The following is a 25812-nucleotide window of genomic DNA, read 5'->3' as shown; positions in this document are numbered from 1 at the left end:
GCATTCGATGCATGTTTATGCGGCTACCGTCATCGGGTACGCCTTTAGTATGAGACAGAGGTTAAACCAAAGGGGGGGTTAGCTGCAAAACTTTGACTTGCTGAAGGTTATTTCCGTGGCAAATAAATAGCGGCGAGGTATCAGAACATTATTGCAGGCAAAAAAAACGGCGGGCCGAAGCCCGCCGTTTTCAGGCAAACGTTCTGTCTTACCGTGTACCGGCGCGGCGCAGAGCGGCCGGCGTGTAGTCACGGGAACTGCGGCTGACACCGAAGGTGTACGGATCATTTTCTTCGTTGGTCAAGCCAAGAGCCAGGTAGCGGCCTGAGAGCAGATCATACAGCGTTTCAATGGCATACCAGGGAACCTGGACATCGTAGAACTGCATGGCGTGTGCTTCGGCAACGCGCCACAGCTCACCACGGCCATCGTAGTGATCGATCACGGCAGCCTGCCAGGTATCTTCATCAATGAAGAAGTCACGCTGACCATAGACGTGACGCTCACCGTCTTTCAGGGTTGCACGCACGTGCCAGACACGGTGCAGCTCATAGCGGGCCAGGTCCTGATTGATATGACCGGCTTTGACGATGTCGTCGTAGCTCACGCTGCGATCAACCAGTTTGTAGGAGTTGTACGGGATGTACATCTCTTTCTTGCCAACGATTTCCCAGTTGTAACGGTCCGGAGCGCCGTTGAACAGGTCGAAGTTATCGGTAGTCCGCATGCCATCCGCTGCGGTACCTGGTCCGTCATAAGCAACTTGGGGCGCACGGCGAACGCGGCGCTGGCCGGCGTTGTATACCCAGGCACGACGGGCTTCAGCCACCTGGTTCAGCGTGTCGTGAACCAGCAGGACGTTGCCTGCGAGTCGAGCAGGTGCAGTGATTGCCTGCTTGAAGTAGAACAACACATTGGGATCCTTTGCAGGATCAAAGTCTTCAAGGCTGGCGCGCCAGGTGAACTCGTCCTGGAATTTCACCACGCTGTAAGCACCGTTTTCAGTCGGTGTTACCTGCCCAACATTTCGCTGAACGGATCCACCGCGGTAGCGGGTGATGTGGTTCCAGATGACTTCAACACCCTCTTTCGGGAGCGGGAACGGAACGCCTTCCTGGTAGTTCTCGATGCCGTTGCCACCTGCGACCAGCTCGGAGGTCGTCGCGTTTTCCACGGTCTGATCCATGATGGCCTGAGGGTAAGTCGCGGTGCGGCGAGTCTCATAGACCGGAATCTTGAAGGTGTCGTACTTCTTGATCATCGCGACCTGGCCAGCAGACAGCTTGTCTGCGTGCTCGTCGACGTTGCTCTGATCAATCGTGAACTTGACCTCATCATCCGCGAACGGATCCAGATAGATGCCGTCGTTGTTGTAGCCGGCTGGTGACTCTTTCAGTCCGCCAGTCCAGGCCGGGATCTCGCCGCCGTTTCCGGCTTTCTCTGCGCCAACGGGAGTCAGGGACGCGCCCAGTTTGGCGGCTTCCTCAGCGGATACCGCGCCGAAGGCATTGCCGGCAACCAGAGTTGCAGCCAATACGCCTGAGGCCAGTAGTTTCTTGTTCAGTTTCATTTAAATTACCTCGTTAAACGAATTCTTTCCGGTTCAGAATGAGTAGGAAACGCTCGCACTCACGAAATCGCGGTCGGTCAACTCGTTGTACGGTTTACCGCCGAAAAAGTTTGTGTAGCCGATGTTACCGGTGATTCTGTTCTGGTAGACACCCTGGAGTGATACGCCAACAGCTTTTCTGTCCTCGCCAAAAGCACCGCCCGGTTGCGGGCTGTAACCTTCGACGTCATGGCTCCATGCCAGCTGCGGAGACAGGTTGATGCCAGCAATGGCGTTCAGGTAATCCCAGACCAGACGCGCGCGATAGCCCCACGAGAAGTCTGTGGTGAAGCCTTCGTTGTTGCAGTAATTGGTGTTGATGTTTGCACCACCGGCACAAATGTCCGCGCCGCCGAGGGCTGCCAGCGGAATTTCACCCACACCGAAGGTGCCGGAGCGGCCATAACGGGCTTCATCGTAGTCAGGCAGATCATGAACGTAGGTTGCCCCGAATTCTGTGATCAGAGACATGCGGCTTGCGCCCATGACCTGGTCGAAGAACTTGATCAGCGTAAACTGCGCCTGCGACACGTTGAAGCGATCGAAACCGTCCACCGGTTGTCCGGCAAGCGATGCACCACCGGCTTCTGCCACGCGCTGACGCTCCAACAGACTCAACGGAGTCTGGTTGCCATCAGCTGCGGTCCGGGCCTGAAGACCGCCGAGCAGCAGTTCAAACGCGTTCCACTGAAGCGGGACATTGTCACGGAAGCTGTACTCAGCACCCAGAGACCAGCCACCCGGCGTCGTGGTATTGATGCTGATGCCGTACAGGTTGATGTTCTCCGGGTACTCGATGAAGTAGCTCGGGAACGCGGCAGTTGGTTCATTCGGATTGTTAGTCTGCGTGCCCACCGGGCTGGCCGGGTTGTTTACCAGACCACTCACGTAAGGCAGACGGCTGTTGTACTTGATGTAGAAGAAGCCAATCTCCGAATCGTTCAGTTCTGGAACATACCAGCGCAAAGCCACACCGAACTGATCTTTCGAATCAGCGTCCTGGTCACCCAGACGCGGCGCGATGAACCCTTGCGCAAATGCTTGGGAATCCGGCAGCTGACCGGCGAGAAGAACAGGGCCACAGCCATCGCCGGCAAAGTCGTTGGTTGAGAAGAAGGTGCCACAATCATCCGGGCGAACGGGCTCCCAATCAGCCTGGACGAAAGCCTCGATTGTCACGTTCTCGGTCAGACCCGCAGACATGTAGAACAGCTCGACAGGCAACAGAGCATCTTTCAGTTCCGAACCCGGGGCACGGAAAGCCGGCACGTCGATCGGGTTGATGACGTTGATGCCACCCGGGATGAATGTGCTCTCACCCCAGCTCACGACCTGTTTGCCGTAGCGAAGGCTCACTGGCACATTACCGAAGTACCAGTCTGAGAAAACGTATGCGTCAAGAATTTCACCGCCGGATGCGTTGTCTTTGACGTCGTCATTCAGCTCACGTTGCTGACCCACGTCGTCAATCGCGCGATCACCATCTTTCAGTTCGAAATCGTAGAAGTAACGACCACGCAACAGGCCGCCAACGCGAGTCAAATAGGTGCCGTTCACGTCGTAGTTCAGGAACAGCTCACTGTTGCCCTTGAAAACGTGAGATACCAGATCACCTTTGTCGAAGTTGAGGTTGCCGTCGTCATAGTTGTTGGTGGAAGCACCAATGTTGGCCAACGGCTGACCCGGCGCGAACTGGGGACCGAGGTTGCCTTGAGCAATCAGGCGGCGGTCACGCTCCTGGGTTCTCCAGGTGGCACCGTAGGACAGCGTGGTGTTGAACTGGGCTTCTACGTCCCCCACGTAAAACGAATAAGCCATTGCCTGCCCGGACATACCGGCCGCAACCGCCACGGCCAGCGGCAGTTTGCTCCACTGTCGCAAGTGTTGAGTTTTTTTTGTCATTGGAAGACTACTCCATTGTTGTTTTGAGTCGCTGCTCTGCTTGTTGGTATTCACGATGTCAGGAGGCGCTCCATGCACAGTACTCGTGATACTGGCACTATAGCTAACGCCTTCGGGCGCTTTGATCAGTCAAAAGTATGATTTTGACACATAGCCGGTTCCTGCCCGGTCACCTCGCACTGAATCACTATAGACAACAAAAACAGATGCAACCACTGAGGAGGTACGAAGAAACAGGGACAGGGATGCACTTGGAAAACAAAGAATGGACAAGAAGTGAGATCGGATCTTCGAAACCAGAGGGAGGGCCGTTCCTCCCCCCGGTTGATGCTGACGTGATCAGAGCAATTCGATGGCCATCGCCGTGGCTTCGCCGCCACCGATGCACAATGCAGCCACGCCCTTTTTCTTGCCATAGCGCTGCAGTGCGTACATCAGGGTGACCAGCAGCCGGGAGCCGGTAGAGCCGACAGGATGGCCCTGGGCGCAGGCGCCACCATGGATGTTCACCTTTTCCGGATCCAGACCCAGTTCGCGGATCGGCATCATGGCGACCATGGCAAACGCTTCGTTGATTTCGTACAGATCAACGTCGCCCTTGCTCCAGCCGGTTTTTGCGAACAGCGTCTCGATGGCGCCGACCGGGGCACAGGTAAATTCAGACGGATGCTGAGACTGGGTGCTGTGACCAACGATGCGAGCCAATGGCTTGAGGCCGCGCTTCTCGGCTTCCGATTCGCGCATGAGCACCAGTGCCGAGGCACCGTCCGAAATGGAAGACGCGTTGGCGGCCGTCACGGTGCCGTCTTTGGCAAACGCCGGGCGCAGGCTCGGAATCTTCTCGATGTTGGCATTATGGGGCTGCTCATCGTCTTCCACGACCACATCGCCCTTGCGGGTCTTGACTGTGACCGGGATGATTTCGTCTTTCAGCAGGCCTTCCTCAATAGCCTTCTTGGCGCGGGTCAACGAGGTGATGGCGTACTCGTCCATTTCTTCCCGGGTATACCCTTTCTTGTCCGCCATTTCCTGGGCAAAGGCGCCCATCAGGCGACCGGTCTCTGCATCTTCCAGGCCGTCCAGGAACATGTGGTCCTGGGGTGCCTGGCCCGGTCCCATGCGAAAGCCCTTGCGCACGCCCTGAAGCACATAGGGAGCGTTGGACATGCTTTCCATACCACCGGCGACCATGATGTCGTTGGTGCCCGCCTTGATCAGGTCGTGAGCGAACATTGCGGCCTTCATGCCGGAGCCGCAGAGCTTGTTGATGGTGGTGGCACCAGTGTTGTCCGGCAGACCCGCCTTGCGCATGGCCTGGCGGGCGGGGCCCTGCTTCAGGCCGGCGGGCAAGACGTTGCCCATGATCACTTCCTGGACATCCGCAGGCTGTAGACCGGCGCGTTTTACCGCTTCGGCGATGGTGATGGCACCCAGCTCGGGGGCGGTGACGTCGGCCAGGCTGCCCTGAAAGCCGCCCATGGGCGTGCGCACGCCGCTGACGATCACTACGTTGTCTGTGCTCATAGTTTGAATCTCTCTGTTGGTTTTAGGGTTTGTGAGCCGCCTCGAGGTATTCCTGGGACTGCATTTCCAGCAGTCGGGACTCGGTGCGCTCAAATTCGAAACTCAGCCGGCCACCGGCATAGAGGTCGGTAATCGGGGCCGCCGCGGACAGAATGACCTTGACGTTGCGGTCGTAAAATTCGTCAATCATGTTCACGAACCGCCGCGCCTGGTCGTCCTTGTCGCCGCCCAGCACGGGTACGTTACTGACAATGATGGCGTGGAACTGGCGCGCCAGCTCGATGTAATCATTCTGACTGCGGGGCCCGTCGCACACATCCTTGAAATCAAACCACACCACGTCGTCGGCGTGGGCGATGGCCGGAATCTTGCGGCCGTTGATTTCCATGGATTTACTGTGCTTCGCCGCCTCCACCGCCAGTGCGTCGTAACTCGTGCGCAAACTGACGTCGGCCTCGGCATCCAGCGGGAAATGGTACAGCTCCGCCTGCTCCAGGGTACGCAGGCGGTAATCCACGCCCCCGTCGACGTTGACCACATCGGTGTGCTTTTTGACCAGCTCGATCGCAGGCAGAAAGCGGGCGCGCTGAAGGCCATCCTTATACAATCCGTCAGGCACAATATTGGAGGTGCAAACCAGGGTGACGCCACGGCTGAAGAGCCCGTCCATCAGCGTCGCCAGAATCATCGCGTCGCCAATGTCGGAAACAAAGAATTCGTCGAAGCAGATGACCCGGGTTTCATCGGCGAATTTTTTTGCCACCAGTTCCAGCGGGTTCTTCTCACCCTTCAGGGCTTTGAGCTCGTTGTGAACACGCTGCATGAACCGGTGAAAGTGCACCCGCATTTTCCGATCGAACGGCAGGGCCTCATAAAACGTGTCCATCAGGTAGGTTTTTCCGCGGCCGACACCGCCCCAGAAGTACAACCCTTTGACCGGCTCCTGCCTGCCTTTTTTCAGTTTGATACGGAGTTTTGCCAAACCTTTCTGACGCTGGCTTTCGGCGGCCACCAGTTTGTCGTACAGTGACTGCAATCGCTGAACCGCATCGGCCTGGGCCGGATCTTTCTGGAAATCCGCGCGTTCAAGATCCTGCTGGTAGCGTTGCCAAGGGGTCATGTTAGCGGTCATCAAGCCTGTTCCCGAAGAGTGGTCGTTCATTTACGGCGGCGTATTGTGGCCGATTTTGGGTTTTTTCGCCATGTTCGCCCGACCCGGAGGGACACGGTGAGCAGAGAAGGCAAGGGAGTACGACGCAATACGACGATTGGCGCAAGCATTGCGGATGGGCGCGGGCGATCTTGAACGTTATACTTCAACATTGGGCTGAGCTCTTCATATTGTTAAAGGACGACATATCTTATGACGAACCTGATTCTGGCAGCCGTTGCCGCATTGGTTGTTGGTGTGATCATTGGCGTACTGGTCGGTCGCTCCGGGCAGACTACGAATTTGCGCCAGCGCCGTGTCGAGCAACAGATTGAAGAACTGCGTAGTGAGTACACTCGCTACCAGGCTCAGGTGAATGAGCACTTTATGGAGTCCGCCCATCTTTTGCGCCGCTTCAACGACGCCTACCGCGATGTGAATCAGCACATGGCGCGTGGGGCGAACCGTTTGTGTAATGATGAGGACTGGATGCGGGAGCTGGAACAGGAAGCCTCTCGCGCCCGGCTTGAAGGCGGCCGCGATGATGGCGTGGAACCGCCGCGGGATTACGCGCCCAAGGCAGGACCGGAAGATACCGGAACCCTCGCCGAAGACTTCGGGCTCAAGAAGGGCGACAAGCCGCCTACTTCAAAGAGCTGATCGTGCAGTGCAGTGATCAGACCGGGTTATCGCAATCGATAAACCGGTGATCCACATCAAACGCTTGCTCAAGCGCCTTACCCAACGCCTTCACACCGTAGCGTTCCGTGGCATGGTGGCCCGCCGCATAGTAGTGGATGCCGCATTCCCTGGCGGTGTGAGTGGTCGGCTCCGAAATTTCGCCGCTGATATAGGCGTCCAGCCCGGCCTCGAGCGCCGTAGTAATGAAGCCCTGCGCGGCACCGGTGCACCACCCTACCCGTTTGATCTCGGATTTTCCCTCGCCAACCCACAGCGGTTCCCGGTGGAGCCGCTCGGAAATCTGTTGGCCGAACGCCTCCGGGCTGATCGCCTGCGGCAGCTCGCCCTCCCAGACCAGCCCGCCGAGTGGGCGGGGATTCTGGATACCGAGAACGTCGGCGAGTTGGCGATTGTTTCCGTAGTCCGGGTGGTCGTCCAGCGGCAGGTGATATGCGACCAGGTTGATGTCGTGGTCAAGCAGTTGCTTGATGCGCTGGCGTTTCATGCCCTGAATACGCTGGTCTTCGCCTTTCCAGAAGTAACCGTGGTGGACGATGATCATGTCGGCTCTGGCTTCGATGGCGGCATCGATCAGGGCTTTGGAGGCAGTGACGCCAGTGACGATGGTTTTGATCTCGTCTTTGCCTTCGACCTGGAGGCCGTTGGGGCAATAGTCCTGGAAATTTTCTGGCTGGAGCCACTGCTCGATCGTGTTGAGAATGTCGTTGCGGTTTGCCATGCAGTCTCCGCCTTTCTTCAGACCTTGGAGTTATCGGCCTCGGGGGTTTACAGAGCTCTAATACCCTCAATCAAAGCATTATTCTGCTCTGGCGTTCCAATCGTGATTCTCAGGAACTCATTGATTCTGGGTTTGTTAAAGTGACGAACGATAATGCCCTGCGCTCGCAGGCCTTTAGCCAACGTTTCGCCCGCAGTGGTTTCGTGGCGGGTAAAGATGAAGTTGGCTTTGGACGGCAGCACTTCAAAGCCGAGACTTTCCAGTGCGCTGGTGACACGCTCGCGCTCAGAGATCACGCCATCGCAGCATTTCCGGAACCAGGCTTCGTCTTCATAGGCGGCCTTTGCGCCCGCCAGTGCCAGGCGGTCCAGAGGGTAGCTGTTGAAGCTGTTTTTGACGCGATTCAGCGCTTCGATCAGATCCGGATGACCCACGGCAAAGCCGACGCGCAGACCGGCCAGTGAGCGTGCTTTGGATAGCGTTTGAGATACCAGAAGATTCGGGTAGTGATCCACCAGTGTAATCGCACTTTCGCCGCCGAAGTCGATGTAGGCTTCATCAACCACCACCACACGGTCCGGGTTCGCCTGCAGAATCTCTTCCACGTGCGGCAGGCCGAGATAGCGACCGGTCGGGGCGTTCGGGTTCGGAAAAATTACGCCGCCGTTAGGCTGCTGGTAATCGGCCGGGTTGATCTCGAAAGTCTCCGTGAGCGGCACGGTCTTGCCTTCGATGTTGTAAAGGCCGCAGTACACCGGGTAAAAGCTGTAGGTGACATCCGGAAACAGCACGGGCTCACCGTGCTGGAACAGGCCATAAAAGATGTGCGCCAAGACTTCGTCCGAGCCGTTGCCGAGAAAGACCTGACCAGGGCTGACCTGATGGTAGTCGGCAATGGTCTGGCGCAGGCTGTCGCCTTCCGGGTCCGGGTACAACCGGAGGTTGTCGTTCAGCTCCGCTTTGATCGCTTCGATCACTTTGGGTGACGGGCCAAACGGGTTTTCGTTGGTGTTCAGCTTCACAAGGTTCGCCATTTTCGGCTGCTCGCCCGGCACGTAAGGCACCAGGCCCTTGACCAGCGGGCTCCAGAATTTACTCATTGTTCACCCTTAATCCGATACTCCGCCGAACGGGCGTGGGCGGTCAGGCCTTCGCCCCGGGCCAACACAGAAGCAACACGCCCCATCCGGTCCGCGCCGCCAGCACTGAAACCGATGATCGACGACCGCTTCTGGAAATCATAAACTCCGAGCGGCGAGGAGAATCGCGCTGTGCCGCTGGTAGGCAGCACGTGGTTGGGCCCGGCGCAGTAGTCTCCGAGGGCCTCGGCGGTGTAGCGACCCATGAAGATAGCGCCCGCGTGACGAATCTCTTCCACCAGTGCATTCGGGTTCTCGACTGACAACTCCAGGTGCTCCGGCGCGATGCGGTTAGACACGTCAGCCGCTTCGCTGAGATCGGCCACCTGAATCAGCGCCGCGCGATCGGTCATGGACGTACGAATGATCTCAGCGCGCTCCATGGTCGGCAGCAGTTTGTTGATACTGGCTTCCACCGCATCCAGAAACGCCGCATCGGGACTGATCAGAATCGATTGCGCCTGCTCATCGTGCTCAGCCTGAGAAAACAGGTCCATGGCGATCCAGTCCGGGTCGGTCTTGCCGTCACAAATCACCAGAATCTCCGATGGTCCGGCGATCATATCGATGCCAACGGTGCCGAACACCTCCCGCTTGGCGGTGGCGACAAAAATATTACCGGGGCCCACGATCTTGTCGACAGCGGGAATGGTTTCAGTGCCATAAGCCAGCGCACCCACCGCCTGCGCGCCACCCACTGTAAAAACACGATCAACGCCCGCAATCGCTGCAGACGCCAGCACCATGTCATTCACCACGCCATCGGGCGTTGGCACCACCATAATCACTTCGCTCACCCCGGCCACTTTCGCGGGAATCGCGTTCATCAACACAGACGACGGGTACGCTGCCTTACCACCCGGAACGTAGAGACCGGCGCGATCCAGCGGCGTCACCTTCTGGCCCAGAACCGTGCCGTCTTCATCCTCATACTGCCAGGACGTCTGGTTCTGTCGCTGGTGATAGTCCCGAATCCGCGCCGCCGCACTCTCCAGTGCCACCCGCTGATCCTGCGGGATCACCTCCAGCGCCGCTTGCAGCCGCGTCTGATCCATCTCCAACTCGGAGACACTGCCAACTGTCAGGCGATCAAACTTCTCGGTAAATTCCAGTACCGCCTGGTCACCGCGGGTTTTCACCTCATGCAGGATATGACGCACCGACTCGTTCACCTGATGATCCACGCTGTCGTCCCAGGCCAGCAGTTTGGCCAGTACACTGTCGAAGTCACTTTGGGAGGCGTTTAATCTGGTGATATTGATATCGGTCATCTTGAGTTCCTGAGTCTGACTTGGTTAACCCCGATAAGAGTGTGCAAAGCCTTAATTTTCTCTCCGCTTTTCTACGGCAGCGGACATCTTTTCGATTATGGGGTTAATCTGCCCGTGTTTCATCTTCATGGACGCGCGATTCACCACCAGCCGACTACTGATGTGCTCAATCAGATCCCGCGGCTCCAGACCATTGGCCTTCAGAGTGTTTCCGGTATCGACAATATCGACAATCTCATCGGCCAGATCCAGAATCGGTGCCAGCTCCATCGCACCATACAGCTTGATGATGTCCGCCTGCCGACCCTGCGCCGAGTAATACCGGCGCGCCAGATTCACGAACTTGGTGGCCACCCGGATACGCCCGGCCGGTGCCGGCGAGTCTTTCGGGCCCGCCGTCATCAGGCGGCAGCGCGAGATATTAAGATCCAGCGGCTCGTACAGCCCATCACCGCCGTGCTCCATCAGCACGTCCTTGCCGGTCACCCCCAGGTCCGCACCGCCGTACTGCACATAGGTCGGCACATCCGTGGCACGGATGATAAGCACCCGCACATTGGGATCCGTGGTGGGGAACACCAGCTTGCGGGATTTCTTGATGTCGTCGACCAGCTCAATGCCCGCCTCTGCGAGCAACGGCAGGGTTTCATCGAGAATACGTCCCTTCGACAGCGCGATGGTGATGGAATCGGTCATTGGTCCTTCCGGTTGCTGGGCCGTTTCAATCATGCTGGCAGGCGGCGAATGGTTCCGCCCAGCAGCTGCAGCTTCTCTTCAATACATTCGTAGCCGCGGTCAATGTGGTAGATGCGGTCCACAATGGTGTCGCCTTCTGCCACCAGGCCGGCGATTACCAGGCTGGCGGAGGCCCGCAGATCGGTTGCCATGACCGGGGCGCCGGTGAGGTGATCCACCCCCTTGATGATGGCCGCGTTGCCTTCGAGGGTAATGTCCGCACCCATACGGATCAGCTCCTGCAGATGCATGAAGCGATTCTCGAACACCGTTTCCACGATGGTTCCAGTACCTTCAGCCACCGCGTTCATGGCCGCAAACTGCGCCTGCATATCGGTAGGAAAGGCCGGATACGGTGCAGTGCGGATGTTGACAGCTTTCGGGCGGTTGCCCTTCATGTCCAGCTCGATCCAGTCCGGCCCCGTGGTGATGTGAGCGCCGGCCTCTTCCAGCTTCAGCAACACGGCCTCCAGCAGGTCTTCACGGGTGTCTTTCAGCTTCACCCTGCCGCCGGTTGCGGCAGCAGCCACTAGATAGGTTCCGGTTTCGACACGGTCAGGCAGTACGTTGTAGTGACAGCCGTGCAGGCGTTCCACACCGTTGATTTCAATGGTCGCGGTGCCGTGACCTTTGATGTCGGCGCCCATGGCAATCAGGCATTCCGCCAGATCCACTACTTCCGGCTCGCGCGCGGCGTTTTCAAGAATGGTTTTACCGTCCGCCAGCGCAGCGGCCATCATCAGGTTTTCCGTACCCGTCACCGTCACCGTGTCGAGGAAAATGTGGGCACCTTTCAGGCGACCGTTGGTCTTCGCCTTGATGTAGCCATTCTCTACCTTCACTTCCGCGCCCATCATTTCCAGACCGTGGATGTGCAGATTCACCGGCCGGCTGCCAATGGCGCAGCCACCCGGGAGCGACACTTCCGCCTCTCCGAAGTGCGCAACCAGCGGCCCCAACACCAGAATTGAAGCACGCATGGTTTTGACCAGTTCGTATGGCGCATGGAAATGCTTGATGGTGTTGGCGTGCACTTCCACGCTCATTTTCTCATCAATCAGCAACTCCACACCCATGCGACCCAGCAGCTCGATCATGGTGGTCACGTCATTGAGGTGCGGCAGATTGCCCACGGTGACGGGTTCGTCCGCCAGCAGCGTGGCCGCCAGAATGGGCAGTGCGGCGTTTTTGGCGCCGGAAATCCGGATTTCGCCGTTCAGGGGCTTGCGACCCCTGATCAGAAGTTTGTCCACAATAGTCTTCCTGTTATTGGCGGGCCGTGATCAGCCCTGGCGCGCGGCCCACTCAGCCGGTGTGAATGCTTTCGGGTGCAGAGCGTGAATGGTGCCGTCCATAACCTGCTGGAACAGCGCCTTGTTAATCAGTTGCTGCCGCTTGATGGTCGGCAGGCCCTCGAAGACCTCCCCGACCACCACCACCATGTAATGGGTGCCATCGACCTGAACCTGAACCTCACAGTCCGGCAGGGCCTGCTTCACCAGCTCGGTAACTTCGGCGGCTTCCATAAAAAATCCTCGGGTGTTGATAAATCAGAGGCGAGATTGTACCCAATTCTGCGGCCCGGGTCAGCCGGACGTTTTGTCATGAAAACCCGGGAGCTGATCATCGAGGTTGCTGAGGGAAGCAAGCGAGACAAGCCGGTCACTGACACCGGCGAAGACCAGGGCGTGGCCCCGGGCAGCAGCGTGGCGCTGCCAGCAGAGTAACAGCGACAACACAACGCTGTGGGCGGACCCCATCGCCGAGAGATCCACCGTCAGGTTGCCCGCGGCAGAAGCAATCAGTGCCTCGCCCTCCTTGCGAACGGCGAGCACATTGAGCGGATCGATGGCTCCGCTCACCGTCAGGGTATTCCCCGCCAGAGTTGCCCGGGCCGGGGCTTGGGTCATGATTTGTCGACTTCGTCTTCAAGCTTCAGTGACTCGACGGCATCACTCCAACCGTCGATCACCGCCTGCACCTGACCACGATTCTGCTCCATCTCCTGAGCAAAGCGATCACGGAACGCGAGACCGATATTGATACCTTCCACGATGACGTTTTCCATCATCCAGCGGCCTTCGCTGGTTTTGTACATGGAATAGGTTACGGGGTAGCGATTCCCGCTTGCGGTCTGCACTTCCATTTCAACCGTGGCACGATCACTGTTGCTGGCATTGATTTCCGCACCCTTGACCTTGATGCTGAAGTCATCGGCACTGACCAGTGCCTGGGCATAGCTGTCGAACATGCTGCGCTTGAACTTGACGACAAATTCATCCCTCTGTTCCGGCGAGGTCTGGCGGGCATAGCGCCCCATCACTCGCGCCGCGATCCGGCGGAAATCGACGAACTCCCGCAGTTCCTTATCCATGCTGACGTAGAACGCTTCGGGATCGCGCTCATACAGACCTTTTTCTTCATTAAGCTTGTCGACCAGCCGCTGGGTGTTTTCATCGACGTACTGCATCAGCTCCTGCTCCTGCTGCGCCTGTACCGGAAGCGCCAGCGCCGCCATCACAAAGGCGATGAGCAGCATACTGCGTCTGATCAAAACCATGATTTTCTCCTGTAACATGTCCGTTCCTTTTGTCCCTATATCCCGCATCTACCGAACTATTTGCCCGATGCAAAGTTGGTAATCAGGCGCTCGAGATTCATCGCCGACTGGGTTGAATAAAACGTGTCGCCCGCGTTGAGAGAGTCCATATCTCCGCCAATCGAGATATCAATGTACTGCTCCCCAAGCAGACCGGATGTACGTATTACTGCGGAACTGTCTGCGGGAATGTTGTCCACATTCGCATCAATCGTCAGTTCCACTCTGGCCTGAAAGGTGTCTCTGTCCAGGGTGACACTTTTCACCGAGCCCACGGTCACCCCGGCCATGGCCACTTTACCCCGCGGAGTAATACCCCCCACGTCATTGAAGTTGGCATACAGGGTATACGTGTCAGCGTCGCTTTTCGGCGACAGGCCACTGACCTGTAGCGCCAGAAACATCAGCGCAGCCAGCCCTGCAATGATAAACAGACCGGTGACGATTTCAGTAGTTCTCTGGGCCATTTCCTGCTCCTGCTAAACGCTGTTGAATTCCACAACCGATCCGACTGCTCATACTGTTCAAAAGTCCCCGAACATGACAGCCGTCAGCACGAAGTCCAGGCCCAACACGGCCAGAGACGAATAAACGACGGTTTTGGTGGTGGCCGAACTGATCCCCGCTGACGTGGGCACACAGTCATAGCCCTGGAACACCGCAATCCAGGAGCACACGAAGCCGAACACAACGGTTTTGATCACCCCGTTGAGCACATCCTGGGTGAAGCTCACCGAAGACTGCATATTACCCCAGAACGACCCTTCAAAGACCCCCAACCATTCAACACCCACCAACATGCCACCCCAGATCCCGACCACCGAGAAGATGGCCGCCAATATCGGCATGGCAATAAAACCGGCCCAGAGCCGGGGCGCGATCACCCGCCGCAATGGATCCACGCCCATCATTTCCATGCTGGACAACTGTTCAGTAGCTTTCATCAGACCAATTTCGGCCGTCAGCGCCGATCCTGCGCGCCCGGCAAACAGCAGGGCGGTCACCACCGGCCCCAGCTCGCGCACGAGCGTCAGCGCTATCATTTGTCCGATCGCCGCCTCTGAGCCGTAGTCACTGAGAATGGTGTAGCCCTGAAGCCCCAGTACCATGCCAATGAACAGGCCGGATACCACGATGATGGCCAACGACAGCACACCCACCGAATACAGCTGACGAACGAGCAGCGGGAAACCCACAGAGGGACGTGGCACACCGGTCAGTACACCAGCGAGGAAACGCCCTGCCCGGCCCACAGTGGCAACCACATCGAGGCCCACGCGGCCGAGCGAAGCAATACGATCCATCATGCCGAACCTCCACCGAGTCCCCAGTCCGCTCCGGCGTCATCGGCCGGGTAGTGGAATGGCACCGGGCCGTCCGGGTGGCCGTTGAGAAACTGCTGCACCCGCTCGGAGGGATGCTGCCTGAGTTCCTCGGGGGTGCCCTCTCCGATGATCTGGCCGTCGGCAACAATGCAGGCGTAGTGGCAGATACTGAGAGACTCAGGCACATCGTGTGACACCAGAACACTGGTCAGCCCCATCGACAGATTCAGGTCCCGGATCAGCTTGACCAGAACGCCCATGGCGATGGGATCCTGGCCGGCGAACGGCTCGTCGTACATGATCAGCTCCGGATCCAGCGCGATACTGCGGGCCAGGGCCACCCGGCGGGTCATGCCACCGGAAAGCTCTGCCGGCATCAGACGCCGCGCACCGCGCAGCCCCACCGCCTCGAGCTTCATCAGCACGATGTCGCGGACCATATCCTCCGGCAGCGCCGTGTGCACGCGCAGCGGGAAGGCAACGTTCTCGAAAACGCTCAGGTCGGTAAACAGCGCGCCGCTCTGAAACAGCATGCCCATTTTTTCCCGCAGCGTGTACAACGCCTTACGCTTGAGCTGAGGAACCGGCTGCCCGGCCACCACGATGGAGCCGGAATCCGGGCGGAGCTGGCCGCCGATCAGCCGCAGCAACGTGGTCTTGCCGGTGCCGCTGGGCCCCATGATGGCGGTGATTTTGCCACGGGGGATGTCCAGACTGACACCATCGAAAATGCGTCGGCCCGAGCGGCTGAAAACCACGTCCCTCAGGGTTATGTAGGCGCCTGAATCCATAAACAGTCCCTTTCAGTGTGGGCTAACATTATGCGAAGCCGCGGTGAAGCTCAATCTGCACAAGATAAAATGTCCTGATGGCAATAATCAGATTCCCTGAACAAAAGCCCCGTAGCGACGGGAAGTGATATACTCCCGCCACATGACCAAGCCCCTGTGGCAACAAGGCCCTAACACGACGAAACCCTACGATGACAGAGTGCAAGCCGGAACCAGCATGAGCAACAGCAACAAGCCCACAGCCGACATCGAGCAGAAATACCGGGACGCAGCCATCCGCGCCATCGACATTGAAAAAGACGCCATCGCCGCGCTTTCGGATCGCATCGACGACGATTTCGTGCGGGCCTGCGAGGTTATCATGGCCTGTAAGGGTCGTGTGGTGGTGACTGGCATGGGTAAGTCTGGCCACATCGGCAACAAGATTGCCGCTACCCTTGCCAGTACGGGCACACCGTCTTTCTTTGTACACCCGGGCGAAGCCAGCCACGGCGACCTGGGCATGATTACCGGTCAGGACGTGGTCTTGGCCATCTCCAACAGCGGCAACACCAGTGAAGTAGTGACCATTCTGCCGTTACTGCGCCGCATGGGCGCACCGCTGATCAGCATGACCGGCAACGCGGATTCCACTTTGGCCAAAGAGGCCGTAGCCAATCTCGATGTCAGTGTTGCGCTGGAAGCTTGCCCGCTCGGCCTGGCGCCCACCTCCAGCACCACCGCCACCCTGGTCATGGGCGATGCCCTGGCCGTGGCGCTGCTGGAAGCGCGAGGCTTCAGCGCCGAGGATTTCGCCTTCTCACACCCCGGCGGCAGCCTCGGCCGGCGATTGTTACTGCGGGTTTCCGACATCATGCACACTGGCGACCGGATTCCCCGGGTTACCGGCGACACGACCCTCAGCGGCGCCCTGCTCGAGATTTCCCGCAAAGGGCTGGGCATGACCACCATTGTGGATGAAGCCGGTGAACTGACCGGAGTATTTACCGACGGCGATCTGCGCCGGACGCTGGACAAATCCATCGACGTGCACACCACCCCTATCAGCGACGTGATGACCCACAACGGCAAAACCATTCAGGCCGATCACCTGGCCGCGGAAGCCCTGAACATCATGGAAGAGCTGAAAATCAACGCGTTGCCGGTCACCGATGCAGACGGCCACCTGGTCGGCGCCATCAACATGCACGACCTGCTGCGCGCAGGCGTCATCTGAGGTGCCTGGCATGTCCGAATCCCTGCGTCCACAATGGCCGGCAAGACTGCTGAAAAAAGCGGCCAACATTCGTCTGCTGGCACTCGACGTCGACGGCATCATGACCGACGGCAAGTTGTTTTTCAGTGCCAACGGCGATGAGCTCAAGGGCTTCAATATCCTGGACGGCCTCGGCCTCAAACAGGTGATGGCCGCCGGCATTACCGTGGCGGTGATCACAGGGCGCTCGTCCCCTCTGACCCTGAAGCGGATGACCGACCTGGGCATCCCGCACCTGATGCAGGGGCGCGAAGACAAGCAGATCGCACTGCAGGAACTGGCGGACACCCTGGGCATCGAAACGGAGGCCATTGCGTATATGGGAGACGACCTGCCCGACCTGCCCGCCATTCGCTTCGCAGGCCTGGGCATTACCGTTCCCAACGGTTACTGGCTGGTACGGGAGCAGGCCGATGTGTGCACCCTGGCCGCCGGCGGCAGCGGCGCGGTAAGGGAAGCCTGTGACCTGCTGCTGACGGCCATCGGCGAGCTTGACAGCACCCTTGCGCCCTACACCCGGGCCCATTGAGGATAACGCTGGCATGAACCGCAATCTCGTCTCCACCATGATGCTTGCCAATCATCCACTGCTGCGGGGAGTTGCGCTTGCCTGTACGGTTGTGGCCCTGATTGCACTGATGTGGCAGAGTGACGAACCCGTTCAACCGATCGATGCGGCAGCCCTTCGTGGCCAGTCTGAACCCGACGGCTTCGTGGTCAACGGCCGATACCTGTCATTCGACGATACCGGCAAGCTGACCGCGCGCTTCGAAAGCCCGCGAATTGAACAGTTTGAAGCCGACAATCTGGCCACCATGGCGTCGCCACGGGCGCAACTGTTCACCGAAGGCGAGACCGAACCCTGGCGACTGAGCGCGAATTCAGGCGTTCTGCAGGACAACAACGACCTGCTGGAACTGGAGGGGAACGTTCATGTCATTCGCAACACCGAAGGCGGCCGCCAGGTGACGCTGACCACCACGCGACTGACGCTGGATAACGGCAGCCGCACGGTCTTTACCGACGCACCGGTGGAGCTGACCGATGCCTTCAGCGTTACCCGGGCAATCGGCATGAAGGGCTGGCTGGATGACCGCATACTCGAACTCGACTCACAAGTGGAAGGACGCTATGAGCCTGGCCAACAAGCCAAACCGTAAACTCATCGCCACGCTGGCAGCGCTGCTGTTTTCCGGCTCCGCCGCGGCGTTCAATCTGGACTCCAATGTACCCATTACCGTCAACGCGGATAACGCCAGGCTCGACGACGGCAAGGGCATTGCCACCTATACCGGCGATGTGGTGATGACCCAGGGCGAGACCGAACTGACCGCAGACCGGGTGGTGCTCTACCGGGATGAGACCGGCCTGCAGCGCATCGAAGCCTCCGGCCAGCCTGCGCACTACCGGCAGGCTGCCACAGAAGGCCAGGGCAAGACCGATGCGAAAGCACTGAACATCACCTATTCGGCGCCCGAAAGCCTGCTGACGTTTGAAAAAGAAGCGGTCATCGAGCAGAACGGCAACCTGTTCCGTGGCGACATCATTCATTATGATAGCGTCCAGCGAGTGGTCACCGCCGAAGGTGCCGCAAACGACAACAATGGCAGCGGCCGAGTGGAAATGGTAATTCAGCCGCGCAGCCGCCAGAACACACAGGATCCGGATGGCAGTTCTCAGGGCCAGTAACCTGGCGAAAAGTTACAAGCAGAAGAAAGTGGTCATTGACGTCTCCCTGGAGATCCGCAGCGGCGAGATCGTTGGGTTGCTGGGTCCCAACGGCGCCGGAAAAACCACCTGCTTCTACATGATTGTCGGGCTGGTTCCGGCGGACCACGGCCGCATCACCATCGACAGCCAGGACATCACACCCCTGCCCATGCACGGCCGGGCCCGCAAGGGTATCGGCTATTTGCCCCAGGAAGCGTCGGTTTTCCGCAAGCTGACCGTGCGCGACAACATCATGGCGATCCTGGAAACCCGCAAGGACCTCAGCAAGGCCGACCGCGATGCCAAGCTGGAGGAACTGCTGGAAGAGTTCCACATTACCCACATTCGTGACAGCGTCGGCATGGCGCTGTCCGGCGGCGAGCGGCGTCGGGTGGAAATCGCCCGCGCGCTGGCCATGGAGCCGGCGTTCATTCTGCTGGACGAGCCCTTTGCCGGGGTCGACCCGATCTCGGTCAGCGACATCAAGCAGATCATCCGCCACCTGCGCGACAAGGGTATCGGCGTGCTGATTACCGATCACAACGTGCGGGAAACCCTCGACATCTGCGAAAATGCCTACATTGTTTCCGGCGGCCACATCATCGCCTCAGGCAATTCCAGCGAGATTCTCGCTAATCAACAGGTGAAAGAAGTGTACCTCGGCAATGAGTTCCGGCTCTGATGTCATACTGGCCCCAATTGTCATGAACAAGACAAGCAAGTACACTCGGCAAAGAACTTGCTTGTTCGGGCAAGTGACCAGCATACATAGAATTTTTTGCAACCAGACAAAAGGCCGGTGCGATCGGGTGACGGATTCTGAACCATGGTTATGAAAGCGTCATTACAGCTGAAAATGGGTCAAAGCCTGACCATGACGCCGCAATTGCAGCAGGCGATCAGGCTTCTGCAGCTGTCAACGCTGGACCTCCAACAGGAGATCCAGCAGGCACTGGACTCCAACCCCATGCTCGAGACTCCGGAGGACGACGACACCCCGGAGGCGAATGACGACGCACGGGATACCGAGGCTGAGCAGGTCCAGGTAGAGGAGACTGCGGCTACAGCCGAATCCGCCAGTGACTGGGACGAATCCGAGAACGGTCCAGACTGGGCATCCGAGAACGACATTCCCGACAACATTCCGGACGACCTGCCGGTCGACACCGCCTGGGACGACATCTACCAGTCTGCCCCTGCTCCGGCCTCTCGTAACGACGACGAGAATGACAGCGATTTCGAAACCCGCAATTCTCCTGCGGAAACCCTCCAGGATCACCTGGATTGGCAACTGAATCTCACGCCTCTGAACGAGCGGGACCGGGCCATTGCCCATGCCCTGATGGATGCGGTAGATGAGCGTGGGTATCTGACCTCGCCCATTGAAGAGATTCACTCCGGGCTGCTGGACGAAACCGAAGACGATCCGCTGGAGCTCGACGAAGTCGAAGCGGTACTGCATCGCCTGCAGCACTTTGACCCACCCGGCGTATTTGCCCGTGATCTGCAGGAGTGCCTGCTGATTCAGCTCAACCAGCTGCCGCCCGAGACACCCTGGCTGTCGCAGGCGCGCCTGGTGATCACCCATTACATTGACCTGCTGGGCAATCGTGACTACGCGCAACTGCTGCGCCGCAGCCGCCTCAAGGAAGACCAGCTGCGGGATGTCCTGACACTGATCACCAGTCTGAACCCGCGCCCGGGAGATTCCGTGGATCGGGCAGAGCCGGATTACGTCATCCCCGATGTGATCGTCCGCAAGCACAATGAGCGCTGGCGCGTCGAGCTGAACCCGGAAATCGCGCCACGCATCCGCGTGAACGCCAGTTACGCCTCGCTGATCAAGCGCGCTGACAGCAGCGCCGACAACACCTATCTGCGCGACCAGCTGCAGGAAGCCAAGTGGTTCATCAAGAGTCTGCAAAGCCGCAACGAGACATTGCTGAAAGTCGCCACGCGGATTGTGGAGCACCAACAGGGCTTCCTCGATCAGGGCGAGGAATTCATGAAGCCGCTGATTCTGTCCGACATCGCCCAGGCGGTGGAGATGCATGAGTCCACCATCTCGCGGGTCACCACCCAGAAGTACATGCATACCCCCCGCGGCATCTTCGAGCTGAAGTACTTTTTCTCCAGCCACGTCAGCACCGACGAGGGTGGAGAGTGTTCCTCCACCGCAATCCGTGCCATGATCAAGAAGCTGATTGCGGCAGAAACTCCGAAAAAGCCATTGAGCGATAGTAAAATTGCAGCCATGCTAGGAGAACAGGGCATCAAGGTAGCCAGACGGACAGTAGCCAAATATCGTGAGGCGATGCACATTCCGCCATCCAACGAGAGAAAGCGGCTGGTTTGACCCGACAGGATCCGCCGGTGGGACATTTGCCGGCACACCGTCAGCCCCTCATCCGGGGCGGGCACGATGACAACAGGAGACGCCTATGCAACTCAACATTTCAGGCCACCATGTAGAATTGACTCCCTCCCTGAAAGAATACGTGTCAAGCAAATTTGAAAAGCTCGAGCGCCACTTCGATCACATCAGCAACTGCCAGGTCACACTGGAAGTTGAGAAGGTGCGCCAGCTTGCGGAGGCAACCCTCCATGTCATCGGTGGTGAGATTCACGCAAAGGCAGAGAGTGAGGATATGTACGCCGCTATTGATGCACTGGTCGATAAGCTGGACCGTCAGATCCTCAAGCACAAGGAAAAGAACGTTGATCGCATGCACGGTAACGGCGCTCGCTAGGGCACTGCTTTACCAGCACTCAACCTGATCGAGCTGCGGCATGACACACGTGCCGCAGCCTTTTTTTTACGGAAACCTTCACGGAACTAAAGTCGATCCATGAGCGACACGTCCCTGACTATCGAAACCATTCTTTCCCCGGAGCTGACCCTTTGCCGGGTGGCCGCGTCCAGCAAGAAGCGGGTTCTGGAATTTATTGCAGAGCTTGTGAACCAGCAGGACGCCACACTCAGCGAAACGCAGATCTTCAACAATCTGATTTCCCGGGAAAGGCTTGGCAGCACTGGTATCGGCGAGGGCATTGCCATCCCTCACTGTCGCCTGGAAGGGCTTGACCGGGTGATCGGTGTGCTCCTGACCCTGGAAGACGGGGTGAGTTTTGACGCCATCGACAATCAGCCGGTAGACCTGGTGTTTGCCCTCATCGTTCCCAAGGAGGCCACCAGCGAACACCTCGAACTGCTCAGCCAGCTGGCGGAGAAGTTCAATGACCGGAATTTCTGTGATCAACTGCGGCAGTGCAGCGATGCCCCGGCGCTCTTCAGCCGAATGACTCAAAGCAGCGACTGACCGCATTCCAGCAGAGGCAACAGGCAATGAAACTGATCATAGTCAGTGGCAGATCCGGCTCCGGGAAGAGTACGGCGTTACATGTCCTTGAGGACCTGGGCTTTTTCTGCATCGACAACCTGCCCATCGGCCTGCTGTTTCCACTGACCACAGAGGCCACCAGCCACAGTACGTCACCGGGGCGGTTGCGAAAAATGGCCGTCAGTATCGACGCGCGCAATCTTGCCGGTGAGCTGTCGAATTTCGAGACCATCTACCGCCAGCTTCAGGAAACAGGCGTGACCGTTGAGATTATCTACCTCGACGCCGACGAACAATCCCTGCTTCAGCGCTTTCATGCCACCCGACGCAAGCATCCGTTGAGTGATGACAAAACATCGCTGCGGGAAGCGATTGGCAACGAGAAAAAGCTGCTGGAGCCGCTATCGAAACTGGCCGATCTCTACGTCGACACCACCGGCCTGTCCATGTACGAACTCAGGGATATGGTCAAGCAACGTATTGTTGGCCGCAAGGATCAGGAACTGGCACTGCTGTTCCAGTCTTTCGGGTTCAAGCACGGCGTGCCACTGGACTCGGATTATGTCTTTGACGTGCGCTGCCTGCCGAATCCCTACTGGGATACGAGCCTGCGGCAGTTTGTGGGCACTGACCAACCGGTTATTGATTTTCTCGAGAAAGAACCGCTGACCCGCAAAATGGTGGACGACCTCACCGGTTTTCTTGAGAACTGGCTACCCTCATTCGCAGACAGCAACCGCAGCTACATGACCATCTCCATCGGTTGCACCGGGGGCCAGCATCGTTCAGTGTACGTATGCGAGCAGATCGGCCGGTATTTCCGCACCAGGTACAACAACGTCCAGGTTCGACACAGCGAGCTGCCTCACCTGCAGAACCGCGAGCTAACCTGATCCATCATGATCCGCCGCACCGTCACCATCATCAATAAACTGGGCCTGCATGCGCGGGCCACCGCCAAGCTGGTCGCCACCGCGTCGACCTACCAGAGCACTGTGAGAATCAGCAGCAAGGGCCGGGAGGTGGACGCCAAGAACATCATGCAGGTGATGATGCTGGCGGCGAGCAAGGGGACCGAAGTGGAGCTGGTGGCAGAGGGCCCGGACGAAGAGGCTGCCATCGACGCACTGATCGAACTCATTAACGACTACTTTGGCGAGGGTGAGTAGCGCTCAGTCACCTGCGACATTCACCTACAACTCTTTCTCACCTGTGACGCCTAACTCCGCTATAATGCTAAGGTTTTCTGACTGTGGGTGATTCATGACCGATATTCTGGAAAAAAGCCAGGCCCGCCAGCGCCTTCGCTCTCTCAGCGAAGCGCTGGACAGTGGTGCGCTGAAACAGGTTGCCCGCATCCTGAATGGCGGCCTGAGCCCCAGCGATATCGCCCACCTGCTGGAATCATCGCCACCTCGCCAGCGTGCACTGCTGTGGAATCTGGTCGACAAGCAACTGGAAGGCGAGGTTCTCCAGTACCTCAATGACGACATCCGGGGCTACTTTCTCAGTCAGCTGAACGCCCAGGAACTGGCCGACATCATCGAGGATTTCGAATCCGACGATCTCGCCGACTTACTGCAGCAGCTGCCGGACACGGTTATCCAGGAAGTGCTGGATACCATGGACGAGCAGGACCGGCAACGGGTAGAGGAAGTACTCGCTTACCCGGAGGACACCGCCGGCGGCCTGATGAACACCGACACCATCACGGTGCGGCCCGACATCAGCATCGACGTGGTACTTCGTTATCTTCGCCGCCACCGTAACCTGCCACCAATGACTGACAGTCTGATCGTGGTCAGCCGGCGGGATGAATTCATCGGCATGCTGCCGATCACCAAGATGCTGGTGTCGAACCCGGCGTCAACGGTCCGGGAGGTGATGGATACCGATATCGAGCCGATTCCGGTCACCCTGTCCGACACCAAGGTGGCGACCCTGTTTGAGCGTTACGACCTGATCTCCGCACCGGTGGTCAACGACGAGGGCCACCTGCTCGGGCGCATCACCATCGATGACGTGGTGGATGTTATCCGTGAGGACGCCGACCACTCCCTGATGAGCATGGCCGGTCTGGACGAAGACGAAGACACCTTCGCGCCTATTCTGAAAACCACGCGGCGCCGCGCGGTGTGGCTGGGCATCAACTTGCTCACCGCATTCACCGCCTCCGCGGTTATTGGTCTGTTTGAGGAAACCATCGCCAAGGTGGTGGCGCTGGCCGTGTTGATGCCGATTGTTGCCAGCATGGGCGGCATTGCAGGCAGCCAGACCCTGACCCTGGTCATCCGCGGCATGGCCGTGGGGCAGATCAGCGGCGCGAACGTCGGCTGGCTGCTCAACCGGGAGTTTGTAGCGGGCATTCTCAATGGTCTGTTGTGGGCCGTTGTGGTGGCGACCGCCGCTACCCTCTGGTTCCAGGATTATCTGATCGGCGCCATCATTGCGGCGGCTCTGGTCATCAACCTGGTCGCAGCCGCGCTGGTAGGCACCGTGCTGCCGCTGTTTCTCAAGTCACGCAACATCGACCCTGCCCTGGCAGGCAGCGTGATCCTGACCACGGTGACCGATGTGGTAGGCTTCATGTCTTTCCTCGGCCTGGCCACCCTGTTTTACGCATAGGCAATACCATGACTGATCACGACAACGACAGCCCCGAATACCTCGGGCCCAGCAAATCCCAGCTCAAGCGGGAATCCCATGCGCTCCAGGACATCGGCAAGCGGATGCTGGAACTGAGCAACGATCAACTTGATACGCTGAGCATCAGCGACACGTTGCGGGCGGCCATCGAGGAGTCCCGGCGGATACGCCAGAACGAGGCGAAGCGCCGGCACCTGCAGTACATTGGCAAGGTTATTCGTCAGGAAGACGACCCCGAGGGTCTGAGGCGTGCCATCGATGCCTTTGACGCCGGCAGCGAAGAGCACACTCGCCGTCATCACCTGGCAGAACGATGGCGCGACCGGATGATCAGCGAGGGTGACCCGGCGGTGGGTGAATTTCTCGATTACTGTCCGGGCGCCGACGTGCAGCACCTCCGCAACCTTGCCCGTAATGCCCGGAAAGATGTGGAGAAGCAAAAAAACACCGGACAGGCGAAGAAGCTTTTTCGCTATCTGCGGGAATGCATTGACGACATCGCCTAACTCGCCAGACCAGCATCAGCCGCGGGTCAGGCGCCGATGTTCCCACACCGGCATGCGGCTGCGCACGTTGTTGAGGTGATCCGTGTCGAGCCCGGCGGTGATCACCCCCGGCCCCTCATCAATTTCTGAAACCACTTTTCCCCAGGGGTCGCAGATCAGACTGTGACCATAGGTGCGACGGCGCTCGCTGTTCTGCCCGCCCTGCCCGGGGGCAACCACCCAGATCTGATTCTCGATGGCACGGGCGCGGATCAGTGCATGCCAGTGGGCGTCGCCGGTTTGCCAGGTGAATGCGCTGGGTAGACACACCCAGTCAACGCCCAGCTCTCGCAGGGCCCTGAACAGCTCCGGGAACCTCAGGTCGTAGCAGACCGCCAGTCCCAGAAGCCCGGCCGGTGTCGGCACGGTCACCAGCGCGTCACCGGGCTCGAACGTGTCGGACTCGCGATACTGCCCATGAGCGTCTTCCACCGTGGCATCAAACAGGTGGATCTTGTCGTAGCGAGCCACTTCCCGCCCCTGATCGTCAAACACCAGGCAACTGGCTCTTGCCCGCCCCTCGATCATGGAACCGTCAGGACGGTTTGCCAGCGGCAAAGAGCCCCCCACAATCCACAAGCCCAGTTGGCGTGCCTGCTCCGCCAGGAAGCGACGGATCACCGGCTCGGCCGAGACTTCCTGCTGGCCGCACGCCACCATCTGCGAGGTCGCCAGCACCGCAAAGTTCTCCGGCAACACCGCCACCCGGGCACCCATCTTCGCCGCTTCCGACAACAGTCGCCCTGCCTCGGCGAGATTCGCCTGCAGGTCGTGCGTACTCACCATCTGTATCGCGGCTACGATCTGATCGGATGGATTCGTCATCAGCAGACTCCCCTAGTTTGTTCCA

At 58.7% G+C, this 25812-nt stretch carries 29 protein-coding genes; 13 read left to right on the top strand and 16 right to left on the bottom strand.

What is annotated here, in order from left to right; translation table 11 throughout:
- Window positions 1–208: 208 nt before the first annotated feature.
- The 4 genes from MLC70_RS08440 to zapE all read right to left on the bottom strand — a co-directional run bounded on the left by MLC70_RS08440 (window position 209) and on the right by zapE (window position 6155).
- Window positions 209–1570 carry a DUF1329 domain-containing protein gene (locus MLC70_RS08440; RefSeq protein WP_248182985.1) on the bottom strand — a complete coding sequence of 454 codons (1362 nt, stop codon included), beginning with the start codon at window positions 1568–1570 and terminating at the stop codon, window positions 209–211.
- Between the two features lie 33 nt (window positions 1571–1603).
- On the bottom strand, window positions 1604–3511 hold the full coding sequence (locus MLC70_RS08435; protein ID WP_248182983.1) for a DUF1302 domain-containing protein: 1908 nt from the start codon (window positions 3509–3511) through the stop codon (window positions 1604–1606).
- Between the two features lie 339 nt (window positions 3512–3850).
- Window positions 3851–5035 (bottom strand): thiolase family protein, encoded by a 1185-nt coding sequence (locus MLC70_RS08430; RefSeq protein WP_248182982.1) that lies wholly within the window; start codon window positions 5033–5035, stop codon window positions 3851–3853.
- 22 nt (window positions 5036–5057) lie between these two features.
- Window positions 5058–6155, bottom strand: a complete 1098-nt coding sequence (zapE, locus tag MLC70_RS08425; RefSeq protein ID WP_248183080.1) for a cell division protein ZapE — start codon at window positions 6153–6155, stop codon at window positions 5058–5060.
- A gap of 243 nt (window positions 6156–6398) precedes the next feature.
- On the opposite strand from zapE, the gene MLC70_RS08420 reads away from it, so the two are divergent.
- A complete protein-coding gene (locus MLC70_RS08420) occupies window positions 6399–6845 on the top strand; it encodes a Z-ring associated ZapG family protein (protein ID WP_248182979.1) in 447 nt (148 codons plus the stop codon).
- Window positions 6846–6861: 16 nt separating this feature from the next.
- Here the strand turns inward: MLC70_RS08420 and MLC70_RS08415 are convergent, their stop codons facing one another.
- From MLC70_RS08415 to MLC70_RS08365, 11 genes are read right to left on the bottom strand one after another with little or no spacing between them, the layout of a single operon-like run.
- Window positions 6862–7605, bottom strand: coding sequence for a Nif3-like dinuclear metal center hexameric protein (locus tag MLC70_RS08415; protein WP_248182978.1), 744 nt, complete (start codon window positions 7603–7605; stop codon window positions 6862–6864).
- Between the two features lie 47 nt (window positions 7606–7652).
- Window positions 7653–8705, bottom strand: a complete 1053-nt coding sequence (gene hisC, locus MLC70_RS08410; protein ID WP_248182976.1) for a histidinol-phosphate transaminase — start codon at window positions 8703–8705, stop codon at window positions 7653–7655.
- Window positions 8702–10015, bottom strand: a complete 1314-nt coding sequence (gene hisD, locus MLC70_RS08405; RefSeq protein ID WP_248182974.1) for a histidinol dehydrogenase — start codon at window positions 10013–10015, stop codon at window positions 8702–8704. The genes hisC and hisD overlap by 4 nt, the downstream gene beginning before the upstream one ends.
- Before the next feature lie 51 nt (window positions 10016–10066).
- Window positions 10067–10711 (bottom strand): ATP phosphoribosyltransferase, encoded by a 645-nt coding sequence (hisG, locus tag MLC70_RS08400; RefSeq protein ID WP_248182972.1) that lies wholly within the window; start codon window positions 10709–10711, stop codon window positions 10067–10069.
- A gap of 29 nt (window positions 10712–10740) precedes the next feature.
- The gene (gene murA / locus MLC70_RS08395; protein WP_248182970.1) at window positions 10741–12003 is read right to left on the bottom strand and encodes a UDP-N-acetylglucosamine 1-carboxyvinyltransferase; all 1263 of its coding nucleotides are present in this window, start codon (window positions 12001–12003) and stop codon (window positions 10741–10743) included.
- A 30-nt stretch (window positions 12004–12033) separates the two neighbouring features.
- The gene (locus MLC70_RS08390) at window positions 12034–12276 is read right to left on the bottom strand and encodes a BolA/IbaG family iron-sulfur metabolism protein (protein WP_248182968.1); all 243 of its coding nucleotides are present in this window, start codon (window positions 12274–12276) and stop codon (window positions 12034–12036) included.
- A gap of 60 nt (window positions 12277–12336) precedes the next feature.
- Window positions 12337–12660 carry an STAS domain-containing protein gene (locus MLC70_RS08385; protein ID WP_248182967.1) on the bottom strand — a complete coding sequence of 108 codons (324 nt, stop codon included), beginning with the start codon at window positions 12658–12660 and terminating at the stop codon, window positions 12337–12339.
- A complete protein-coding gene (locus MLC70_RS08380; RefSeq protein WP_248182964.1) occupies window positions 12657–13310 on the bottom strand; it encodes an MlaC/ttg2D family ABC transporter substrate-binding protein in 654 nt (217 codons plus the stop codon). The genes MLC70_RS08385 and MLC70_RS08380 overlap by 4 nt, the downstream gene beginning before the upstream one ends.
- Before the next feature lie 56 nt (window positions 13311–13366).
- Window positions 13367–13816 carry an outer membrane lipid asymmetry maintenance protein MlaD gene (gene mlaD / locus MLC70_RS08375; RefSeq protein ID WP_248182963.1) on the bottom strand — a complete coding sequence of 150 codons (450 nt, stop codon included), beginning with the start codon at window positions 13814–13816 and terminating at the stop codon, window positions 13367–13369.
- 57 nt (window positions 13817–13873) lie between these two features.
- Window positions 13874–14656 carry a lipid asymmetry maintenance ABC transporter permease subunit MlaE gene (mlaE, locus tag MLC70_RS08370; RefSeq protein ID WP_248182959.1) on the bottom strand — a complete coding sequence of 261 codons (783 nt, stop codon included), beginning with the start codon at window positions 14654–14656 and terminating at the stop codon, window positions 13874–13876.
- On the bottom strand, window positions 14653–15465 hold the full coding sequence (locus MLC70_RS08365; protein WP_248182957.1) for an ATP-binding cassette domain-containing protein: 813 nt from the start codon (window positions 15463–15465) through the stop codon (window positions 14653–14655). The genes mlaE and MLC70_RS08365 overlap by 4 nt, the downstream gene beginning before the upstream one ends.
- Before the next feature lie 217 nt (window positions 15466–15682).
- Here MLC70_RS08365 and MLC70_RS08360 point away from each other — a divergent pair, with 217 nt between their 5' ends.
- The 12 genes from MLC70_RS08360 to yjgA all read left to right on the top strand — a co-directional run bounded on the left by MLC70_RS08360 (window position 15683) and on the right by yjgA (window position 24923).
- On the top strand, window positions 15683–16681 hold the full coding sequence (locus tag MLC70_RS08360) for a KpsF/GutQ family sugar-phosphate isomerase (protein WP_248182954.1): 999 nt from the start codon (window positions 15683–15685) through the stop codon (window positions 16679–16681).
- Window positions 16682–16691: 10 nt separating this feature from the next.
- The gene (locus MLC70_RS08355) at window positions 16692–17249 is read left to right on the top strand and encodes a KdsC family phosphatase (protein ID WP_248182953.1); all 558 of its coding nucleotides are present in this window, start codon (window positions 16692–16694) and stop codon (window positions 17247–17249) included.
- A gap of 13 nt (window positions 17250–17262) precedes the next feature.
- Window positions 17263–17880, top strand: a complete 618-nt coding sequence (lptC, locus tag MLC70_RS08350; RefSeq protein WP_248182951.1) for an LPS export ABC transporter periplasmic protein LptC — start codon at window positions 17263–17265, stop codon at window positions 17878–17880.
- Window positions 17852–18409, top strand: a complete 558-nt coding sequence (gene lptA / locus MLC70_RS08345; protein WP_248182950.1) for a lipopolysaccharide transport periplasmic protein LptA — start codon at window positions 17852–17854, stop codon at window positions 18407–18409. The genes lptC and lptA overlap by 29 nt, the downstream gene beginning before the upstream one ends.
- Window positions 18387–19112 (top strand): LPS export ABC transporter ATP-binding protein, encoded by a 726-nt coding sequence (gene lptB, locus MLC70_RS08340; protein WP_248182949.1) that lies wholly within the window; start codon window positions 18387–18389, stop codon window positions 19110–19112. Before lptA ends, lptB begins: the two co-directional genes overlap by 23 nt.
- A gap of 144 nt (window positions 19113–19256) precedes the next feature.
- A complete protein-coding gene (locus MLC70_RS08335) occupies window positions 19257–20786 on the top strand; it encodes an RNA polymerase factor sigma-54 (RefSeq protein WP_248182948.1) in 1530 nt (509 codons plus the stop codon).
- 85 nt (window positions 20787–20871) lie between these two features.
- Window positions 20872–21180: a ribosome hibernation promoting factor gene (gene hpf / locus MLC70_RS08330; protein ID WP_248182947.1), complete on the top strand. Its 309-nt coding sequence runs from the start codon at window positions 20872–20874 to the stop codon at window positions 21178–21180.
- A gap of 99 nt (window positions 21181–21279) precedes the next feature.
- Window positions 21280–21750, top strand: coding sequence for a PTS IIA-like nitrogen regulatory protein PtsN (gene ptsN, locus MLC70_RS08325; protein ID WP_248182946.1), 471 nt, complete (start codon window positions 21280–21282; stop codon window positions 21748–21750).
- 26 nt (window positions 21751–21776) lie between these two features.
- Window positions 21777–22664, top strand: a complete 888-nt coding sequence (gene rapZ / locus MLC70_RS08320) for an RNase adapter RapZ (RefSeq protein ID WP_248182945.1) — start codon at window positions 21777–21779, stop codon at window positions 22662–22664.
- Window positions 22665–22670: 6 nt separating this feature from the next.
- Window positions 22671–22940, top strand: coding sequence for an HPr family phosphocarrier protein (locus MLC70_RS08315; protein ID WP_248182944.1), 270 nt, complete (start codon window positions 22671–22673; stop codon window positions 22938–22940).
- Between the two features lie 94 nt (window positions 22941–23034).
- Window positions 23035–24396, top strand: a complete 1362-nt coding sequence (mgtE, locus tag MLC70_RS08310; protein ID WP_248182943.1) for a magnesium transporter — start codon at window positions 23035–23037, stop codon at window positions 24394–24396.
- A gap of 8 nt (window positions 24397–24404) precedes the next feature.
- Window positions 24405–24923, top strand: a complete 519-nt coding sequence (gene yjgA / locus MLC70_RS08305) for a ribosome biogenesis factor YjgA (RefSeq protein ID WP_248182942.1) — start codon at window positions 24405–24407, stop codon at window positions 24921–24923.
- A gap of 15 nt (window positions 24924–24938) precedes the next feature.
- On the opposite strand, the gene MLC70_RS08300 is transcribed toward yjgA, so the two are convergent.
- Complete coding sequence (locus tag MLC70_RS08300; RefSeq protein ID WP_248182941.1) at window positions 24939–25787, bottom strand: carbon-nitrogen hydrolase family protein; 849 nt, start codon at window positions 25785–25787, stop codon at window positions 24939–24941.
- Between the last annotated feature and the right edge of the window lie 25 nt (window positions 25788–25812).

Origin of the sequence: Marinobacter goseongensis (genome assembly GCF_023156235.1) — a bacterium.
In the GTDB taxonomy this organism is placed as follows: domain Bacteria; phylum Pseudomonadota; class Gammaproteobacteria; order Pseudomonadales; family Oleiphilaceae; genus Marinobacter; species Marinobacter goseongensis.
Note: the sequence above shows the minus strand (reverse complement) of the source record. Positions and strands in the feature narration are given on the sequence as shown.

Excerpts from the sequence above, each read along its gene's own strand:
- MLC70_RS08440 (WP_248182985.1), bottom strand. The coding sequence starts at position 1,570 with ATGAAACTGAACAAGAAACTACTGGCCTCAGGCGTATTGGCTGCAACT.
- MLC70_RS08435 (WP_248182983.1), bottom strand. The coding sequence starts at position 3,511 with ATGACAAAAAAAACTCAACACTTGCGACAGTGGAGCAAACTGCCGCTG.
- MLC70_RS08430 (WP_248182982.1), bottom strand. The coding sequence starts at position 5,035 with ATGAGCACAGACAACGTAGTGATCGTCAGCGGCGTGCGCACGCCCATG.
- zapE (WP_248183080.1), bottom strand. The coding sequence starts at position 6,155 with ATGACCCCTTGGCAACGCTACCAGCAGGATCTTGAACGCGCGGATTTC.
- MLC70_RS08420 (WP_248182979.1), top strand. The coding sequence starts at position 6,399 with ATGACGAACCTGATTCTGGCAGCCGTTGCCGCATTGGTTGTTGGTGTG.
- MLC70_RS08415 (WP_248182978.1), bottom strand. The coding sequence starts at position 7,605 with ATGGCAAACCGCAACGACATTCTCAACACGATCGAGCAGTGGCTCCAG.
- hisC (WP_248182976.1), bottom strand. The coding sequence starts at position 8,705 with ATGAGTAAATTCTGGAGCCCGCTGGTCAAGGGCCTGGTGCCTTACGTG.
- hisD (WP_248182974.1), bottom strand. The coding sequence starts at position 10,015 with ATGACCGATATCAATATCACCAGATTAAACGCCTCCCAAAGTGACTTC.
- hisG (WP_248182972.1), bottom strand. The coding sequence starts at position 10,711 with ATGACCGATTCCATCACCATCGCGCTGTCGAAGGGACGTATTCTCGAT.
- MLC70_RS08390 (WP_248182968.1), bottom strand. The coding sequence starts at position 12,276 with ATGGAAGCCGCCGAAGTTACCGAGCTGGTGAAGCAGGCCCTGCCGGAC.
- MLC70_RS08385 (WP_248182967.1), bottom strand. The coding sequence starts at position 12,660 with ATGACCCAAGCCCCGGCCCGGGCAACTCTGGCGGGGAATACCCTGACG.
- MLC70_RS08380 (WP_248182964.1), bottom strand. The coding sequence starts at position 13,310 with ATGGTTTTGATCAGACGCAGTATGCTGCTCATCGCCTTTGTGATGGCG.
- mlaD (WP_248182963.1), bottom strand. The coding sequence starts at position 13,816 with ATGGCCCAGAGAACTACTGAAATCGTCACCGGTCTGTTTATCATTGCA.
- mlaE (WP_248182959.1), bottom strand. The coding sequence starts at position 14,656 with ATGATGGATCGTATTGCTTCGCTCGGCCGCGTGGGCCTCGATGTGGTT.
- MLC70_RS08365 (WP_248182957.1), bottom strand. The coding sequence starts at position 15,465 with ATGGATTCAGGCGCCTACATAACCCTGAGGGACGTGGTTTTCAGCCGC.
- MLC70_RS08360 (WP_248182954.1), top strand. The coding sequence starts at position 15,683 with ATGAGCAACAGCAACAAGCCCACAGCCGACATCGAGCAGAAATACCGG.
- MLC70_RS08355 (WP_248182953.1), top strand. The coding sequence starts at position 16,692 with ATGTCCGAATCCCTGCGTCCACAATGGCCGGCAAGACTGCTGAAAAAA.
- lptC (WP_248182951.1), top strand. The coding sequence starts at position 17,263 with ATGAACCGCAATCTCGTCTCCACCATGATGCTTGCCAATCATCCACTG.
- lptA (WP_248182950.1), top strand. The coding sequence starts at position 17,852 with ATGAGCCTGGCCAACAAGCCAAACCGTAAACTCATCGCCACGCTGGCA.
- lptB (WP_248182949.1), top strand. The coding sequence starts at position 18,387 with ATGGCAGTTCTCAGGGCCAGTAACCTGGCGAAAAGTTACAAGCAGAAG.
- MLC70_RS08335 (WP_248182948.1), top strand. The coding sequence starts at position 19,257 with ATGGTTATGAAAGCGTCATTACAGCTGAAAATGGGTCAAAGCCTGACC.
- hpf (WP_248182947.1), top strand. The coding sequence starts at position 20,872 with ATGCAACTCAACATTTCAGGCCACCATGTAGAATTGACTCCCTCCCTG.
- ptsN (WP_248182946.1), top strand. The coding sequence starts at position 21,280 with ATGAGCGACACGTCCCTGACTATCGAAACCATTCTTTCCCCGGAGCTG.
- rapZ (WP_248182945.1), top strand. The coding sequence starts at position 21,777 with ATGAAACTGATCATAGTCAGTGGCAGATCCGGCTCCGGGAAGAGTACG.
- MLC70_RS08315 (WP_248182944.1), top strand. The coding sequence starts at position 22,671 with ATGATCCGCCGCACCGTCACCATCATCAATAAACTGGGCCTGCATGCG.
- mgtE (WP_248182943.1), top strand. The coding sequence starts at position 23,035 with ATGACCGATATTCTGGAAAAAAGCCAGGCCCGCCAGCGCCTTCGCTCT.
- yjgA (WP_248182942.1), top strand. The coding sequence starts at position 24,405 with ATGACTGATCACGACAACGACAGCCCCGAATACCTCGGGCCCAGCAAA.
- MLC70_RS08300 (WP_248182941.1), bottom strand. The coding sequence starts at position 25,787 with ATGACGAATCCATCCGATCAGATCGTAGCCGCGATACAGATGGTGAGT.